At 72.0% G+C, this 15066-nt stretch carries 17 protein-coding genes and 1 riboswitch; of the genes, 6 read left to right on the top strand and 11 right to left on the bottom strand.

All coding sequences use genetic code 11. The features are described 5' to 3' along the window. Positions 1-15: 15 nt before the first annotated feature. From ABZ780_RS27895 to ABZ780_RS27875, 5 genes are all read right to left on the bottom strand, one after another. Positions 16-753 (bottom strand): amino acid ABC transporter ATP-binding protein, encoded by a 738-nt coding sequence (locus tag ABZ780_RS27895; protein ID WP_357006784.1) that lies wholly within the window; start codon positions 751-753, stop codon positions 16-18. 2 nt (positions 754-755) lie between these two features. After that, entirely contained in the window at positions 756-1532 is a 777-nt protein-coding gene (locus ABZ780_RS27890; RefSeq protein ID WP_357005826.1) for an amino acid ABC transporter permease, read from the bottom strand. A 42-nt stretch (positions 1533-1574) separates the two neighbouring features. After that, positions 1575-2444, bottom strand: a complete 870-nt coding sequence (locus ABZ780_RS27885; RefSeq protein ID WP_357487986.1) for an ABC transporter substrate-binding protein — start codon at positions 2442-2444, stop codon at positions 1575-1577. Positions 2445-2547: 103 nt separating this feature from the next. After that, positions 2548-2688: a hypothetical protein gene (locus ABZ780_RS27880; RefSeq protein WP_357005832.1), complete on the bottom strand. Its 141-nt coding sequence runs from the start codon at positions 2686-2688 to the stop codon at positions 2548-2550. Positions 2689-2722: 34 nt separating this feature from the next. Continuing rightward, positions 2723-2834, bottom strand: a riboswitch (SAM riboswitch). Positions 2835-2906: 72 nt separating this feature from the next. Beyond that, positions 2907-4856: an amino acid transporter gene (locus tag ABZ780_RS27875; RefSeq protein ID WP_357005835.1), complete on the bottom strand. Its 1950-nt coding sequence runs from the start codon at positions 4854-4856 to the stop codon at positions 2907-2909. A gap of 229 nt (positions 4857-5085) precedes the next feature. Between ABZ780_RS27875 and corA the strand changes: the two genes are divergently transcribed. Next, complete coding sequence (corA, locus tag ABZ780_RS27870; protein WP_357005838.1) at positions 5086-6216, top strand: magnesium/cobalt transporter CorA; 1131 nt, start codon at positions 5086-5088, stop codon at positions 6214-6216. A gap of 15 nt (positions 6217-6231) precedes the next feature. Here the strand turns inward: corA and ABZ780_RS27865 are convergent, their stop codons facing one another. Next, positions 6232-6417 (bottom strand): hypothetical protein, encoded by a 186-nt coding sequence (locus tag ABZ780_RS27865; protein ID WP_357005842.1) that lies wholly within the window; start codon positions 6415-6417, stop codon positions 6232-6234. 300 nt (positions 6418-6717) lie between these two features. Here ABZ780_RS27865 and ABZ780_RS27860 point away from each other — a divergent pair, with 300 nt between their 5' ends. After that, positions 6718-7227 (top strand): DUF664 domain-containing protein, encoded by a 510-nt coding sequence (locus tag ABZ780_RS27860; protein ID WP_357005845.1) that lies wholly within the window; start codon positions 6718-6720, stop codon positions 7225-7227. Between the two features lie 9 nt (positions 7228-7236). Here the strand turns inward: ABZ780_RS27860 and ABZ780_RS27855 are convergent, their stop codons facing one another. Continuing rightward, on the bottom strand, positions 7237-8283 hold the full coding sequence (locus ABZ780_RS27855) for an NAD(P)-dependent alcohol dehydrogenase (protein WP_357005849.1): 1047 nt from the start codon (positions 8281-8283) through the stop codon (positions 7237-7239). Between the two features lie 197 nt (positions 8284-8480). Between ABZ780_RS27855 and ABZ780_RS27850 the strand changes: the two genes are divergently transcribed. Both ABZ780_RS27850 and ABZ780_RS27845 read left to right on the top strand, forming a co-directional pair. Continuing rightward, a complete protein-coding gene (locus ABZ780_RS27850) occupies positions 8481-8870 on the top strand; it encodes an SCP2 sterol-binding domain-containing protein (protein ID WP_357487985.1) in 390 nt (129 codons plus the stop codon). Next, entirely contained in the window at positions 8867-10921 is a 2055-nt protein-coding gene (locus ABZ780_RS27845; protein ID WP_357487984.1) for a glycogen debranching N-terminal domain-containing protein, read from the top strand. Before ABZ780_RS27850 ends, ABZ780_RS27845 begins: the two co-directional genes overlap by 4 nt. Before the next feature lie 45 nt (positions 10922-10966). Here ABZ780_RS27845 and ABZ780_RS27840 read toward each other — a convergent pair whose 3' ends face one another. Next, positions 10967-11470 (bottom strand): DinB family protein, encoded by a 504-nt coding sequence (locus tag ABZ780_RS27840; protein WP_357487983.1) that lies wholly within the window; start codon positions 11468-11470, stop codon positions 10967-10969. Positions 11471-11586: 116 nt separating this feature from the next. Here ABZ780_RS27840 and ABZ780_RS27835 point away from each other — a divergent pair, with 116 nt between their 5' ends. After that, positions 11587-12510, top strand: coding sequence for a DUF72 domain-containing protein (locus ABZ780_RS27835; protein WP_357487982.1), 924 nt, complete (start codon positions 11587-11589; stop codon positions 12508-12510). A gap of 48 nt (positions 12511-12558) precedes the next feature. Here the strand turns inward: ABZ780_RS27835 and ABZ780_RS27830 are convergent, their stop codons facing one another. Next, positions 12559-12930 carry a hypothetical protein gene (locus ABZ780_RS27830; RefSeq protein WP_357005861.1) on the bottom strand — a complete coding sequence of 124 codons (372 nt, stop codon included), beginning with the start codon at positions 12928-12930 and terminating at the stop codon, positions 12559-12561. Positions 12931-13127: 197 nt separating this feature from the next. Continuing rightward, positions 13128-13766 carry a hypothetical protein gene (locus ABZ780_RS27825; protein ID WP_357005864.1) on the bottom strand — a complete coding sequence of 213 codons (639 nt, stop codon included), beginning with the start codon at positions 13764-13766 and terminating at the stop codon, positions 13128-13130. Between the two features lie 186 nt (positions 13767-13952). Here ABZ780_RS27825 and ABZ780_RS27820 point away from each other — a divergent pair, with 186 nt between their 5' ends. Continuing rightward, a complete protein-coding gene (locus ABZ780_RS27820) occupies positions 13953-14120 on the top strand; it encodes a hypothetical protein (RefSeq protein WP_357487981.1) in 168 nt (55 codons plus the stop codon). A 21-nt stretch (positions 14121-14141) separates the two neighbouring features. On the opposite strand, the gene ABZ780_RS27815 is transcribed toward ABZ780_RS27820, so the two are convergent. Continuing rightward, positions 14142-15005 carry an alpha/beta fold hydrolase gene (locus ABZ780_RS27815; protein ID WP_357487980.1) on the bottom strand — a complete coding sequence of 288 codons (864 nt, stop codon included), beginning with the start codon at positions 15003-15005 and terminating at the stop codon, positions 14142-14144. Positions 15006-15066 lie beyond the last annotated feature (61 nt).

The raw sequence follows: 15066 nt of genomic DNA, 5'->3' as shown, positions 1-15066 counted from the left end.
CGTCGCAGGCGCGGCTCAGAGCACCTGGTCGAGGAAGCGGCGCAGCCGAGGATGCTCGGCCCGCTCGAAGATCGCCTCCGGCGGGCCGGCCTCCAGCACCACGCCCCGGTCCATGAAGGCGACGGTGTCGGCGACCTGCCGGGCGAAGCCCATCTCGTGGGTGACCACCACCATGGTCATCCCGGCGGAGGACAGGTCGGCCATCACCCCGAGCACCCCCTTGACCAGCTCCGGGTCGAGCGCCGAGGTGGCCTCGTCGAAGAGCATCACCTCGGGTCGCAGCGCCAGCGCCCGGGCGATCGCCACCCGCTGCTGCTGACCACCGGAGAGTTGCGTCGGCCGGGCGTCGGCCTTGCCGGCCAACCCGACAAGCTCCAACTGGGTGCGGGCGACCGCGACCGCCTCGTCCTCGCCGAGCTTGCGCAGCCGGCGCAGTGCGAGGGTGATGTTGCGCAGCACGCTCATGTGCGGAAACAGGTTGAACTGTTGGAAGACCATGCCCACCCGCTGCCGCAGCGCGTCCGGGTCGTCGCCGAGCACGCTGCGCCCGTCCAGCAGCACGTCGCCGCGGTCGGGCTCGATGAGCCGGTTGAGGGTACGCAGCAGAGTGGACTTGCCCGACCCGGAGGGCCCGATGACGCAGGCCGTCGCACCGCGCGGCACGGTCAGGTCGACGCCGCGCAGCACCCGGTTGGGTCCGAAGGCGAGGTGGACGTCCCGCGCGTCGAGGCTGACCGAGGTGGTCGTCGCGATGGTCATCGGCGGTCTCCTTCGGTGGTGCCGGCCGGCGCCGGCTCGTCCTCGTCGTCGTCCGGTGGCGCGGTCGCCGGCCGTCCGTGGCGCAGCCGCCGGTCGATCCAGTTGACGATGTGCGTCAGCGGGACGGTCAACGCCAGGTAGAAGAGCCCGGCCAGCAGCAGCGCGGACTGGTTGCCGGTGTTGGCCGCGTAGTCCTGCCCGATCCGGAACAGCTCCCGCTGGCTGGCCACCAGTCCGAGGAAGTAGACCAGGCTGGAGTCCTTGATCAGCGCGATGAGCTGGTTGACCCAGGCCGGCAGCACCCGCCGGATGCCCTGCGGGATGATCACCAGCCGCATCGAGTCGGCCCAGGAGAAGCCGAGCGCCCGCGCGCCCTCCAGTTGGGCGGCCTCCACCGACTGGATGCCCGAGCGGAAGATCTCACCGATGTACGCGGACGCGATGAGCGACAGCGCCAGAATGCCCAGCGGGTAGGGGTTCGGCCCCCAGACCTGCATGCCCAGCGGGGCCAGCCCGACGCCGATCAGCAGGATCGTCGCGGCTGCCGGCAGCCCTCGGAACACGTCGGTGTAGACCCGTGCCGGCCAGCGCAGCCACCGGCTGCGCGAGATGCCGGCGACGGCGAGCAGCAGGCCCAGCACCGAGCCGAGCAGGGCGGCGGAGACCGCCAGGATCAGCGTGTTGGGCAGCCCGACCGTCACCATGTCGGGCAGCGCCTCGCGCATCGCGTCCCAGTCGAAGAAGGTCTCCCACAGGGTGCTCAACGGATCCATTGGTCGCCTCTCCTACCGCCCTGCTCGCTCGTCACCGGTACGTCAGGACGCGGCGGACGCGGACGGGGCCGCCGACGGCACGGCCACCGTTCCGCTGCCCGGCTTGAAGTCCTCCGGGACCGGCCGGCCCGGGTAGTACTGCAACTGCAACCGGCTCCACGTGCCGTCCGCGATGACCTCGTCGAGGCCCTTGTTCAGCGCCTCGCGCAGCTTGTCGTTGCCCTTGGCCACGGCGTACGCGGTCGGGGCGTTGCTGAGCTGCTTGGCCGCCACGGTGATCTTGCCCTTGCTCTCGTCGGCCAACTTCTCGCCGATCTCCGCCGGGGCGATCCACGCGTCGGCGGTGCCCGCCTTGAGCTGGTTGATCGCGCCGTTGTAGTCCGGCACCCGCACCGGGTCGAGCTTCTGACCGGTGGCGTAGTCGTCCTGGACGGTGCCCTGCACCACGACGACCCGCTTGCCGGCGAGCTGGTCGAAGCCGGTGATCGACGAGCCGGCCGGAACGTCCAGACCGAAGTAGCTGAAGTCGTAGCCGTTGCCGAAGTCGACGGTCTTCTTCCGCGCCTCGGTGATGGTGATCGACGAGCTGCCGACGTCGAACTTGCGGTTGTTGACCTGGGACAGCAGCGCGGAGAAGTCGGTGCCGACGAACTCGACCTTCAGGCCGATCTTCTCGGCGACCGCCGTGAGCAGGTCGTTGTCGAAGCCGGTGAACTTGCCGTCCTTGAGGTACACGTTCGGCGGGGCGTCGGACAGCGTGCCGGCGCGCAGCACGCCGGCCTGGGCCAGGCCGTACGGGTTGCTGTCGGCGTCGGACGAGTCGTCGGAGCCGCAGGCGGTGAGCGCGGTCGCGGCCAGGATGGCGGCGGCGCCGACGGCGGCGGCACGGGTCAGGGCAGGAAGGAATCGCATCAGTGTCTCCGAGGGGTCGCGTCTGGGCGGGCATGGGCGTGCGCCGCCGACGGTGCGCCCGATGAGGGCGTACCGCTGGTGCGGGTGGTGAAAGAGGGGCGCGTCAGTGCGCGGCGCGGCCGCGACAGGCGGCGCTGCACACTCGCATCATGTCCACGTGCCGCCGCCGGATCAGTGCCGGCGAGGTCTGACCGGCGCGGACGTACGCGCCGACGGCGGGTGGAGCGGTGCTGAGGATGTGCATGAAGGTCTCCCGGGTCTGTGCTGACCTGGGTGCCAGGCCACGCTTGCACCGGCGTGCTGCCGGTGCCTGGTCTTCACCCGGGGCACCCCACCGCGGAGGAGGGTTGCCGGCCAGCGAGCCGGGGCTTCGCGCTGGCACTCATGACCTGCGCCGAGGCTAGCAGCAGAGCCCCGCCGGTCGTCCAGCCGATATGACCATGCTCACCGTCCGCTGCCTGGTCAGCCGGCATGTACGTGCGGCCGGCGCGTCTGGTCGGGTTCCTGGCGGCGCAGGATCTCCCGGGTGACCGAGGCGATCTCGCCCTGCCCGAACGCCAGGTAACGCAGGACGTTGCGGGCCGGGCCACCCTCGGTCCACTCGAAGTAGATGTGGGGGCGTCGCCCGCTGCGGTCGCGGATCTCCAACAGCAGCGCGGCCAGCGCGTTGGGCACCGAGGAACTGGCCAGGCTGAGCACCGGGAAGCGATCGTGCGCCACACTGCCGCGCACCAGCAGCCCGGTCTCGAAATCCGACGGGTCGGTGACGTGGACCTCGACGAAGATGACGTCGCTGTCGTCCGGGAAGTCGTTGTCCGCCATCGTCTGCGCCAGCTTGTCGCGGTACTCCGCCAGATCACGTCGCGCCGGCTCGTGCGCGATGAGCCGGATCCGACGCCCACTGCGCTCGGCGATGAACGACGACGCGGCCGGGTCCAACTCGACCCGGTCGACCCGCAGTTCGAAGGCCCGCATCAGCCGCGACAGCGCCGACACCAGGATCATCCCGCCGATGAAGCAGGCGGCGATCTTCACGCCGTCGGGACGTTGCACCACGTTCGCCGCCGTGGTGTAGACGAACACCACCGCGATGATCCCGAACGCGACCATGCGCCCGCGCTGCCGGCGCCGCCGCGCGGCGAGGGTCACCGCCGTCGACGCCGAGGTGATCAACACCAGAACACCGGTGGCGTACGCGCCGCCCTGCGCGTCGACGCTGGCCCGGAAGACGATCGTGATCAGGAACGCCACCCCGGTGAACACCAGCACCAACGGCCGGACCGCCCGGGCCCAGGCCGGCGCCATGCCGTAGCGGGGCAGGTAGCGGGGGACCAGGTTGAGCAGACCGGCCATCGCCGAGGCGCCCGCGAACCAGAGGATCCCGATGGTGGACAGGTCGTACACCGTGCCGAACACCTGGCCGAGGTGCTCGTGCGCCAGGTAGGCCAGCGCCCGCCCGTTCGCCGGACCGCCCGGCTGGAACGCCTCGGGCGGGATCAGCACGGTGGTGGTCACGCTACTGGTGATCAGAAAGACGCTCATGGTGGCGGCGGCGGTGGTGAGCAGGCGACGCGCGCCCCGGATCCGACCCAGCGGCCGATCCTCCGAATCCTGGCGGTTCCCCCGGATGTGCGGCATCACCGCCACGCCGGTCTCGAAGCCGGACAGGCCCAGCGCCAGCTTCGGGAACACCAGCAGCGACAGCGCGACGACCATCAGCGGGTCGCCGTGTCCGGTGGTCAGCGTGTGGGTCCAGTCCCCGACCGCGCTCGGATGGGTCACCACCCGCCACAGCGCGTCGACGATCACCACCGCGTTCAACGTCAGGTAGACCGCGACCAGCACGACGGCGATCCCGATGGCCTCGCCGAATCCCTTGAGGAACACCGCGCCGAGCAGCGCCACGAGCAGCAACGTGAGCAGCACCTCGTGACCCTTGAGGCCGCTGGGCCAGAAGGGGTTTTCGTCGAGGTGCGCGGTGGCGTCGGCAGCGGACAGGGTGATGGTGATGATGAAGTCGGTGGCCGCGAAGCCGAGCAGCACCAGCACGAACAGCTTGCCCGGCCAGTAGCTGAGCAGGCGTACCAGCATCGCGATGGAGCCCTCGCCGTGCGGGCTCTCCACCGCCACCCGCCGGTAGACCGGCAGGGCGCCCAGCAACGTCACCAACACCAGCACCAGGGTCGCCACCGGCGACAGCGCCCCGGCGGCCAGCGCCGCGATGCCCGGCTGGTAGCCCAGCGTCGAGAAGTAGTCGACGCCGGTCAGACACATCACCCTCCACCACGGGTGGTGCCGCTGCTGCGGGCGGCGGACGTGCAGGCCCTGCGGCACGGGCCGCTCCGACGCGTCGGTGAGCAGCCAGCGCCGCAGCCGGTCGGTCCGCCGGCCGGCGCGCCTGTCGACCTCCATCGGCGCTACCCCCGTCGTCCCGCCCATGGTCACCGCGAGTATCCGCCGGCAACCCGGCGCCCGTCCGCCGGTGCGCGGAACCCGCCCGTCGTGGCGTCCGGGTGAGCGCCGTGTCGGTGGGTTTCGGGCCGGAGGCAGGGGGGAAGCAGCGCCTCCCGGCGCCACCCCGACTGCCCCGGGTGGGTCGGCACGCCGCCGGACGGGCGGCACCGGGAAAGGGGAGCGGGTCATGGTCGGCGGCCGTCGGTTCCGCCCGGGTGGTGGCTTCGGCCGTCAGCTCGACGAGTACGAGACCCGCGTCGGTGTTCCGCCGGTGGGGGAGCCGGCCGCCGCACCCGCCGGCGGCCTGATGGACAGCGCCGTCTACATCCGGGGTCACCGGTTCGCCTCGCCGAGCGGCCTCGCCGAGACCTACCGCTGCCTTCAGGAGCAGGACGACGCGATGGCCTGGATCGGGTTGTACCGACCCGACATCGACCAGGTCACCTCGCTGGCCCGGGAGTTCCGCCTGCACGACCTGGCGGTGGAGGACGCGATCAACGCCCACCAGCGGCCCAAGCTGGAGCGTTACGGGCACACCCTCTTCGTGGTGCTGCGGGCCGCCCGCTACGACGACCTGAGGGAGGAGGTCGAGTTCTCCGAGCTGCACCTGTTCATCGGGCCGGGCTTCGTGGTGACGGTCCGCCACGGCGAGGCCCCCGACCTGGCCGCCGTACGGCGGCGGATGGAGGCCGACGCGCCGATGCTCGCCCAGGGCCCCGAGGCGGTCCTGTACGCGATCCTCGACCAGGTCGTCGACGGGTACGCGCCGGTGGTGGCCGGTCTGGAGAACGACATCGACGAGATCGAGACGCAGGTCTTCGGCGGCGACCCGAATGCCAGCCGGCGCATCTACGGGCTGAGCCGGGAGGTCATCGAGTTCCAGCGGGCGGCCCGACCGCTGCTCACCATGCTCGACGCCCTCGCCAACGGCGCCGGCAGCTACACCAGCGACGAGGAGCTGCGCCGCTATCTGCGGGACGTCACCGACCACCTCACGCAGGTGGTGGAGCGCGTGGACGGTTTCCGGCACCTGCTACAGAACATCCTCACCGTCAACGCCACCCTCGTCTCACAGCAGCAGAACGAGGAGATGCGCAGCCTCACGGCGGCCAGCTACGCGCAGAACGAGGAGCTGAAGAAGGTGTCCTCGTGGGCCGCGATCCTGTTCGCGCCCACGCTGATCGGCACCGTGTACGGCATGAACTTCGTCCACATGCCCGAGCTGCACTGGCGCTTCGGCTACCTGTTCGCGCTGCTGCTCATGCTGCTGGTCTGCGGCACCCTCTACCTGATCTTCAAGCGGCGCGGCTGGCTGTGACCGGGCAGCCGAGCGTCACTCGATGCCGCGCAGGATGTGCCGCTCGTCTTCGAGGTCGTCCTCGCCAGCGCCGATGCGGCCGAGCAGCACGGCTGCGGCCCAGATGGTCAGTGGCGTGGCGGCACCGGTCATGCCGCCGCCGGTGCGGTCGTCCCGGGTCTGGCTCCGCTGGTTGCGCGGTGGCCTGCGCTGAGCCTGCATGGGCCCTGCCTCTCCTCGTCGAAGCCGCCCTCGGCGCGCGATGTGCACCCGCGCCACCGGCCGGGCCACCCGAGGGCGGGTCGACACCGGTACGGCATCCACGTCGAACCATCCCACGCCCGGCCGCCTCCGCACCGCATGTTTTCAGTTTCCCGACTGTCGCCTGCCAAACCGGACATCACGCACCAACGTCCCTGGTCGCGCCGCCGACGGCCAAGGGGCATGATCATCGCTGCGGCCGAGGTTTGACGCGTCGGTGTCGGCGGTACCTGATCCGCAACAGACCAGGAGGCGTGACCCGTGGACGTGAGTGACCTGCTGACCGAGACGTACGACCGGCTGCCCGACCTCGTCCGCGCGGCGGTCGACGGGCTCACCCCGGAGCAACTGCGCTGGGCGCCCGGCCCGGGCGCCAACTCGATCGGCTGGCTGGTCTGGCACCTGACCCGGGTGCAGGACCACCACGTCGCGCACCTGCTCGACGTCGAACAGATCTGGGCCAGCGGCGACTGGGCGGGGCGGTTCGGGCTGCCCGCCGACCCGGACGACACCGGCTACGGCCACTCGTCGGCGCAGGTCGCGGGGGTCCGCCCGGAGAGCGCGCAGGCGCTCATCGACTACTACGCGGCCGTCGCGAGGCGTACCGGATCGTTCCTGGCCGGGCTTCGACCGGCGGACCTGGACCGTGTGGTCGACGAGACCTGGGACCCGCCGGTCACCCTCGGCGTGCGGCTGGTCAGCATCGCCGAGGACGACCAGCAGCACGCCGGGCAGGCCAACTACGTCCGGGGCCTGCTCGAAGCCGGCTGACCGCCGGGCTCACGGCACGATCACGGCCCGGCCCTCCAGCGTCCCGTCGCGCATCTGGCGGTACGCGTCGAGCGCGTCGTCGAGCGCGAAGGTGGTGGTCTTCGGCCGGATCAGACCACGGGCACCCAGGTCCAGCACCTCGACCAGCTCGGGGCGGCTGCCCCAGTAGGTGGTCGCGATGCTCACCTCGTACGGCACCGAGAAGAACGACACCGGCAGGGTGCCGCCGCCGATGCCGACGATCGTCAGGTCGCCCACGGTGCGGGCCACCGCCACGCCGAGCGCCAGGGTGGCGTCCGCGCCCACGAAGTCGAGCACCACGTCGGCGCCCCGGCCCCCGGTGGCCGCCCGGATCTCCTCCGCGGCGGTCGGGCCGGAGGCGACGGTCTGGTCGGCGCCGCACTCCGTCGCCAACCGCAGCGCCTCGGCGCGGGTGTCCACGGCGATCACCCGGGCGGCCGTGGTGGCCTTGAGGATCTGCACGCCGACGTGGCCCAGCCCACCGACCCCGATGACGACGGCGGTGCTGCCCGGTGGCAGCTTCGGCCAGGAGCGCCGGATGGCGTGGTACGGGGTGAGACCGGCGTCGGTCAGCGGCGCCGCGTCCACCGGATCCAACCCGTCCGGCAACGGCACGATGTGCCGCGCGTCCGGCACCAGCTCGTACTCGGCCATGCCGCCGTCCAGGCCGAGCCCGCCGCCGCCACCGGGCACCGGCGCGCCGGCCGGGTTCTCGCAGTACGGGTCGACGCCGACGCGGCAGCGGGCGCAGGTGCCGCAGCCCCACGGGCCGTACACGGCGACGGGCTGACCGATCGTCAGCCCGCTCACGCCGTCACCGACGGCGTGCACCCACCCCGCGTTCTCGTGGCCCAGGGTGAACGGCGGGTTCCACGGCACGGTGCCCGGTTCGAACTCGTCCATCAGGTGCAGGTCGGAGTGGCAGGCGCCGGCAGCGCCGATGCGTACCACCACCTCGCCGCGTCCGGGCGTTGGCTCGGGGACCTCCACCAGTTCCGGTTCCGACTTCCACTGCCGTAGTCGCAGCGCACGCATTCGATGCCTCCCGTTGGTTTCGGCCTGCCGATTCCTCCCGATGGCCTGGCCTGCCCACTCCCGGGGCCGACAAACGGGCCGGCTCCGGATGCTCGGCGTGACAGCCGTGCCGCCCAGGCCCCGCGTCACCCGGTCCGGGTGAGTTGGGCTCACCCCGACGTGGGCGATCCTGCGGCTATGCCGGAAGAGGGGACGTGATGGCCACGACCGCGGCGCAGTTCCTGCAACGCCTGGACACCCGTCGGCGGCCCGATCTGCCGGAGACCACCGCAGGGACACTGCGGCTGGACATCCGCAGTGACGGCTGCACCGAGCACTGGTACCTGACCATCGCCGACCAGCACGTCCGGGTCACCCGGTCGGCCGACGACGCCGAGTTGGTGGTCAGCGCCTCCCGGGAGATCTTCGATCAGCTGGCCAACGGCCAGATGCACCTCGCGGTGGCCCTGCTGCGCAACGAGCTGAAGGTGCGGGGCAACCTGGCGCTGTTGATGATGCTTCGCCGGATCTTTCCCGGCCCGGCCGGCGCACGGCACCCCCGCGAGCTGGGCCAGGCCGCGCTGGCGCGACGGGAGACGCGTTCATGAAGCAGGAGCAGGTGCACGTCATCGCCGGCAACGTGTTCGCCATCAGCGACGCCCAGGGCGACATGGAGGTCGATCCCCGGGAGCCGGTCGGTCTCTTCTCGTTCGACACCCGGTTCCTGTCCGACTGGGTGCTCAGCATCGACGGGGAACGGCTGCACGCCCTCTCCCGCGACGACATCGCGTACTTCGAGACCCGGTTCGTCCTGGTGCCCGGCGTGGCGAGTCACTACATCGACGCCGACGTGTCGGTCATCCGGCACCGCTCGATCCACGACCGCCTGCACGAGCGGATCACCGTGCTCAACCACTCGTCCGAGCCCGCCGAGTTCACCGTGCGGATGGAGGTGCGCAGCGACTTCGCCGACATCGCCGAGGTCGGCAACGTCCGGCAGCGCGACGTCCAGGTCACCGTCGACGACCGAAACCAGCGGCTCGTGCTGCGCTACGAGCGGGAGCGGTTCGCTCGCGAGACCACGGTGAGCAGCAGCGTCCCCGCCGAGATCGACGAGCGGGGACTGACGTTCCGGATCCGTGTCGCGCCCGCGGGGACGTGGGAGACCACCCTGCACGTCGCCATGATCATGCGCGGCGAGGGCGGCCGGGACATGCGCGCCGGCCTGGAGTCCCACCAGCGCGATGTCGGCAGCGGGATGCACGACGACCTGTCGGCCTGGCTGGACCGGGCGCCGCAGCTGGTGGCCGAACGCGGCAGCCTGGAGCGGATGTACCAGGGCAGCCTCGCCGACCTGGCGGCGCTGCGGTACACGCCGCTGGCGTACAGCGAGCGGGTGCCGGTCGGTGGCCTGCCGTGGGCCATGGCGCTCTACGGGCGGGACAGCCTCATCACCTGCCTACAGACCGTCGCGTTCACCCCCGAGTTGGCCCCCGCGACGTTGCGGATGCTGGCGCTGCTCCAGGGCTGCCAGCTCGACGACGAGCACGAGGAGGAGCCGGGAAAGATCCTGGCCCGGCTGCGTTACGGCGAGTCGGCCGCGTTCGGCGAGCTGCCGTACGCCGGGTACTACGGCGCGGTGGACACCACTCCGCTGTTCGTCGTCCTGCTCGACGAGTACGAGCGCTGGTCCGGTGACACCGACCTGGTCCGCGAACTGCGGCACCCGGCCCGGATGGCGCTGGACTGGATCGACGAGTACGGCGACATGACCGGCGACGGCTACCTGCGCTACGAGCGCCGAAACGAACGGCAGGGCACGATCAACCAGTCCTGGAAGGACTCCACGGACGCCATCATCGACGCGTACGGGCGCCAGCCGGCGTTCCCCCGGGCCACCTGCGAGGTGCAGGGCTACGCGTACGACGCGAAGCGGCGCGGCGCGCGACTGGCCCGCGAGTGCTGGGGAGATCCCGAGTACGCCGACCGGCTGGAACGGGAGGCGGCGGCGCTCAAGGAGCGGTTCAACCGGGACTTCTGGCTGCCGCACCGGGAGTACTACGCGCTGGCCCTGGACCCGTACGGCGAGCCGGTCGACGCCCTGTCGTCGAACATCGGGCACCTGCTGTGGAGCGGGATCGTCCCGAACGATCGAGCCGAGGCCGTCGCCGAACACCTGGTCGGGCCGCGGCTGTTCAGCGGCTGGGGAGTGCGGACCTTCGCCACCGACCAGCATCCGTACAACCCGATGGGCTCGCACCTGGGGTCGGTGTGGCCGTCGGACAACGCGCTGATCGCCGCCGGGCTGCGGCACTACCGCTTCGACGAGCAGGCGGCCCGGATCGCGGCCGGCATCTTCGACATGGCGCAGACGCTCGGCGGCGCGGTGCCGGAGGTGATCGCCGGCTACGAGCGCAGCCTGACGAAGTATCCGGTCCAGTTGCCGCTGGCGGGCCGTCCCCAGTCGTGGTCGTCGGGCGCGCTGCTGATGCTGCTGGGCACCCTGCTGGGCCTGCGACCCACCGGCGACAACCTGCTGGTGAACCCGGCCCTGCCCGCGGGTTTCGGCCGCATCGAGCTGCTGGGCATCCCCGGCCGGTGGGGTCACCTGGACGCCTACGCCGGAGACCGCACGGCACCCCGCCCGCCAAAGACCTAGCGTCGAACCGCCCGATCAGGAGGGTCGGATCACGACGCGTCGGCCTCAGCCCATCGTCTTGGCGCCGTCGATCGCCTCGCGCAGGATGTCGGCGTGCCCGGCGTGCTGGGACGTCTCGGCGATCACGTGCAGCAGCACCCGGCGAACCGTCCAGGTCGCCCCCGCCTCGAACCACGGCTCCTCGGGGAGCGGGTGGGCCGCGTCCAGGTCGAGGGTGCCGACCAGCTCGTCAGTCTGGTCGGCCACCGCACGGAACCGCTCGACCAACCCGGCGAGGGTCTCGCCCGGCGCCATCCGGAACTGACCGGCCCAGTCGACGGCCACGCGCTGCATCTCCTGGGCGCCGCCCACGGCGAAACGCATCCACCGCTCCTCGACGCCGGCCACGTGCTTGACGAGGCCGCCGAGGCACAGCTCGCTGACGGTGCTGCGGGTCGCCGCCTGCTCGTCGGTCAGCCCGTCGACCGTGCGCAGCAGGAAACCCCGGTGCTGGCGCAGCGCTTGCAGCAGGTCGGCCCGCTCGCCGGTGAGCTGGGTGGTGCTGGTCATGGTGATGTCCCTCCGTCGATGTGCGGCCGCGGGTCAGCGTATGGCGGTCCACCGACACTTTCCGGACGCGACGCCAGCGGTTGCCGATCCGCCCGCGGGGCGGTCCACTGAATGACATGGGTGTCATTAGGGTGGGTACGTCCTCCTGGGCCGACCAGTCACTGCTGCGCTCGGGGTGGTACCCGCGCTCGGCCAACACGCCGGCCCGGCGGCTGGGCTTCTACGCCAGCAGGTTTCCCCTGGTCGAGGTGGACACCTCCTACTACGCGATCCCCGTGCCAGAGGTCACGCAGGGCTGGGTCGACGCCACACCGGACGACTTCACCTTCGACGTGAAGGCGTTCAGCCTCTTCACCGGCCACCCCACTCCGGTGGCAACGCTGCCCCGCGACCTTCGCCCGGCCGCCGGCCCGAGCCGGGTCCGCCGCCGGGACCTGCCGGAGCCGACGTACGACGAGCTGTGGGCCCGGTTCCGGGCGGCGCTGGACCCGATCGCGGGCGCCGGCAAGCTGGGCGTGGTGCTGTTGCAGTTTCCACCGTGGCTGGCGCGCGGCGCCGCCGCGCAACACCGGATCGTCGAGCTGGCGCAGCGGTGCCGGCCGTGGCGGGTCGCGGTGGAGCTGCGGCACGGGTCCTGGTTCGACGGTCCGGCCGCACCCGACACTCTGGACCTGCTGCGCGCGCACGACCTGTCGCTGGTCTGCGTCGACATGCCCCAGGGGCACCCGTCGTCGGTGCCGCCGATCGTCACCACCACGGCGGAGCCGGCGATCGTCCGGTTCCACGGCCACAGCGACGCCTGGCGGGACGGCGACAAGCAGGAGAAGTTCCGCTACGCGTACGCCGAGGAGGAATTGCGGCGGTGGGCCGGGCGGCTGGCCGAGCTGGCCGACCCGGTGGACGAGCTGCACGTGCTCTTCAACAACTGCTGCGCCGGCCAGGCGCAGCGCGACGCGACCCGGATGGCGCAGGTGCTCACCGAGACCCTGATCGGCGACGAGGCCGGGCGGCCGACCGTCCCTGCGGTCTCCGGTAGCTGACGACCGGATCGGCGGGCAGCCAGCGCGTGGGTCGGGCCGGCGGGTGCCTCAGGAGCGTCGGCCCCGGCTGCGCAGGGCGTCCTGTGTTCGGTCGTTGACGTCCGCGTCGTCGGGAAAGGACCGGCCGCTCGGAGCCGGGTCCGGAGGCGCGGTCGGTCCGGCCGCTGTCGTACGCGTCGGTTCCACCGAGCCGAAGCCGTGCCGTCCGGCCGGGTCGTGCCGGCCCGCCGCGGCTCCCGCGCGGCGCTCCCCGCGCCGCCCCGGCGGCACCGCGGTCTCCTCGCTGCCCTCGTCCAGCGGCGAGTCCTCGTCGGTGCCCCAGGGCGCTTCGGCGTCGAAGCCGTCGTCGGCCTTCCACGGCTGGGTCGCCTCCGGCTCCAGCCGGTCGCCCTCGCCACTGCGTCCCTCGTGTGCCGTCATGGCCACCTCGCTCGTCGGTCCGCCGCAACCGGCGGACGATTGCCCGTCCTCGGACCGCTGTGCCTCCCGGCCTGCTGTGCCCGCCGGCCTGCTGTGCCGTGCGGGTGACGGTGGCGTCGTACCCGGGGTTGGCCCGGCGTAGGCCGGCCGGAGCCCCGCCGTCGAGGTGTCGGCGGGACGCCGGCCGGGCCGGGCGGTCAGCGCCCGGCCATCGCCATTGGTCGCTTGCCGGCGCCCATCCCCATGTTCATGCCCATCTTGGCCATCGACTTCGGGGCGCTCATCAGCCCACCGGACCGACTGAGAATTCCCCGGAGAACCTGGCCGGGCTTCTGTTGCTCGCCCATGTACGCGGTCACCACCACCAGGGTTCCGGTTATCGCCGGAACGGCCCACTGGAGCAGCTTCATCTGCCGCTGTGAGGAGGCCACGCTGGCCGGTGTCTGGTGATTCGGCTCGGTGGTGCCGTTCACCGGTGGGCTGCCCGCCTTCTCCAGCCGCATGCCGACCAGGCGGCTGTAGCCGGTCACCGCGAGCGCGCCGATCGTCAACGCCGTCTTGAGGGCGCTGGCCCGGGCCACCCCGGACTGGGCGGCCACCCGTGGGCTCTCCGTCACCAGTTCGCCGACCGCACCGGCCAGGTGGGCGCCGATCGCGGCCGCGTTGACCGGAGTCCACTTGGACCATCCCGCCGATGCGACCGGGAGCCGCTGGGTCGAGTCGTTGATTTTCGCCGCTGCGCCGTTGACGCCCAGTGCTCCCATCAGGGAGCCTCCGAACCAGGCCGCCAGGCCCAGATCGTGCATGGAGCGCAGTGCGGTATGCCGTTCGGACATCTGATCCCCTTCCGCCGTGTCGGGCGCTGCGGCTTACCCGCCGCCCGGGTGGCTAACCCCGCCCCGGGCTGGCCGATCCCTGTCCCAGCGGGCACGTCACGGACATCCGGGTCCGGAGCTCCGGGACAGGAGTCGTCGGGGCGGTGGCGGGTAGACCCCGAGCGTCGCCGACGAGAGGGGAACGCGATGTCGCAGCCGGACGAGAGCCGAGAGAAGACCCCCAAAACAGACGCAGTGCTCATGCACCCGGGCAACGACCCACACCGGAACACCGCGGAGGTCGCACCGCGCAAGGATCACGCGGAGATCCAGGTGGAACGCGACGACGAGTTGGTCCCGCTGGAGGATGAGTGAACCGAGGGCGCTCGGTGCGACTCAGCGGGGCGGCAGGTTGCCGGCGAAGTGGGCCACCTGCTGCGCCAGCGGGGTGCTCGCGCGTACCCAGGTGAAGTGGTCCAACGCCGCGCCAGCCTGCGTCGCCGTGTAGCGCTGCCGGGTCACCGGGGCGGCGGCGAGCTTCGCGCAGAGGTGGTCCACGGTCTCGTGCGGGGTGTACTGGTCGTCGTCCACGCTGATCGCGAGCACCGGCGTCCGCACGGCGCGTACCGCCGCCTCGGTGTCCGTACCGTCGAGGCGGGGGAAACGGCCGGTCCGCGCGGTGTGCGCCCAGTCGCGGATCACGCCGCGTGCCTGCCGGCCACCGAAACCCCACCCCGGCCAGACGCCGAGCAGCGCCGCGGTGGCGGCGATCCCCTGGGTGTACGGCAGCACGCCGAACCCTCGCGGGCCCGGGTAGCTGCGCCAGTAGGGGATGCCGACCGCGATCAGCGCCAATCCGTCGACCGCGTCGCCGCCGTCGAGGGCGAGGTGTAGCAGCGCGGCCTGGCCGCCGAGGGAGTGGCCGAGCAGCAGTCGGGTACGCCCGTCCAGGCGAGGCTTCAGCGCGGCCAGGACGGCGCCCACGTCGCCGGCCAGCTCGGTGTAGCCGTACCGGTCGGCGCGGCTCGGCGCGGGGGTGCTCGTCCCGGTGCCGCGCAGGTCGGCGACCACCACGGCCAGCCCGGCGGCGCGCAGCTCGGCGGCGAACGGCCGGTAGTAGCGGGCCCGGACCCCCATCGCGGGCCAGATCACCACGACGGGCGCGCCCTCCGGGCCGTCCGGCTCCGGATAGATCTGCACACCGATCCGGGCGCCGTCGACCTCGATGAACTCCTGCGCGTACTCCGGGTCACCGTTCACCGGCTCAGCCTAGCCGCGCGAGGTTACCGGCTGGTAGCCGCAGGGGTCGGGCGGCCGGACG

Origin of the sequence: Micromonospora sp. NPDC047467 (genome assembly GCF_040643095.1) — a bacterium.
In the GTDB taxonomy this organism is placed as follows: domain Bacteria; phylum Actinomycetota; class Actinomycetes; order Mycobacteriales; family Micromonosporaceae; genus Micromonospora.
Note: the sequence above shows the minus strand (reverse complement) of the source record. Positions and strands in the feature narration are given on the sequence as shown.

What these genes read in the sequence shown, in the direction of transcription:
- ABZ780_RS27890 (WP_357005826.1), bottom strand. Translation starts at nt 1,532, where the DNA reads ATGGATCCGTTGAGCACCCTGTGGGAGACCTTCTTCGACTGGGACGCG.
- ABZ780_RS27885 (WP_357487986.1), bottom strand. Translation starts at nt 2,444, where the DNA reads ATGCGATTCCTTCCTGCCCTGACCCGTGCCGCCGCCGTCGGCGCCGCC.
- ABZ780_RS27880 (WP_357005832.1), bottom strand. Translation starts at nt 2,688, where the DNA reads ATGCACATCCTCAGCACCGCTCCACCCGCCGTCGGCGCGTACGTCCGC.
- ABZ780_RS27875 (WP_357005835.1), bottom strand. Translation starts at nt 4,856, where the DNA reads ATGGAGGTCGACAGGCGCGCCGGCCGGCGGACCGACCGGCTGCGGCGC.
- corA (WP_357005838.1), top strand. Translation starts at nt 5,086, where the DNA reads ATGGTCGGCGGCCGTCGGTTCCGCCCGGGTGGTGGCTTCGGCCGTCAG.
- ABZ780_RS27865 (WP_357005842.1), bottom strand. Translation starts at nt 6,417, where the DNA reads ATGCAGGCTCAGCGCAGGCCACCGCGCAACCAGCGGAGCCAGACCCGG.
- ABZ780_RS27855 (WP_357005849.1), bottom strand. Translation starts at nt 8,283, where the DNA reads ATGCGTGCGCTGCGACTACGGCAGTGGAAGTCGGAACCGGAACTGGTG.
- ABZ780_RS27850 (WP_357487985.1), top strand. Translation starts at nt 8,481, where the DNA reads ATGGCCACGACCGCGGCGCAGTTCCTGCAACGCCTGGACACCCGTCGG.
- ABZ780_RS27845 (WP_357487984.1), top strand. Translation starts at nt 8,867, where the DNA reads ATGAAGCAGGAGCAGGTGCACGTCATCGCCGGCAACGTGTTCGCCATC.
- ABZ780_RS27840 (WP_357487983.1), bottom strand. Translation starts at nt 11,470, where the DNA reads ATGACCAGCACCACCCAGCTCACCGGCGAGCGGGCCGACCTGCTGCAA.
- ABZ780_RS27835 (WP_357487982.1), top strand. Translation starts at nt 11,587, where the DNA reads ATGGGTGTCATTAGGGTGGGTACGTCCTCCTGGGCCGACCAGTCACTG.
- ABZ780_RS27830 (WP_357005861.1), bottom strand. Translation starts at nt 12,930, where the DNA reads ATGACGGCACACGAGGGACGCAGTGGCGAGGGCGACCGGCTGGAGCCG.
- ABZ780_RS27825 (WP_357005864.1), bottom strand. Translation starts at nt 13,766, where the DNA reads ATGTCCGAACGGCATACCGCACTGCGCTCCATGCACGATCTGGGCCTG.
- ABZ780_RS27820 (WP_357487981.1), top strand. Translation starts at nt 13,953, where the DNA reads ATGTCGCAGCCGGACGAGAGCCGAGAGAAGACCCCCAAAACAGACGCA.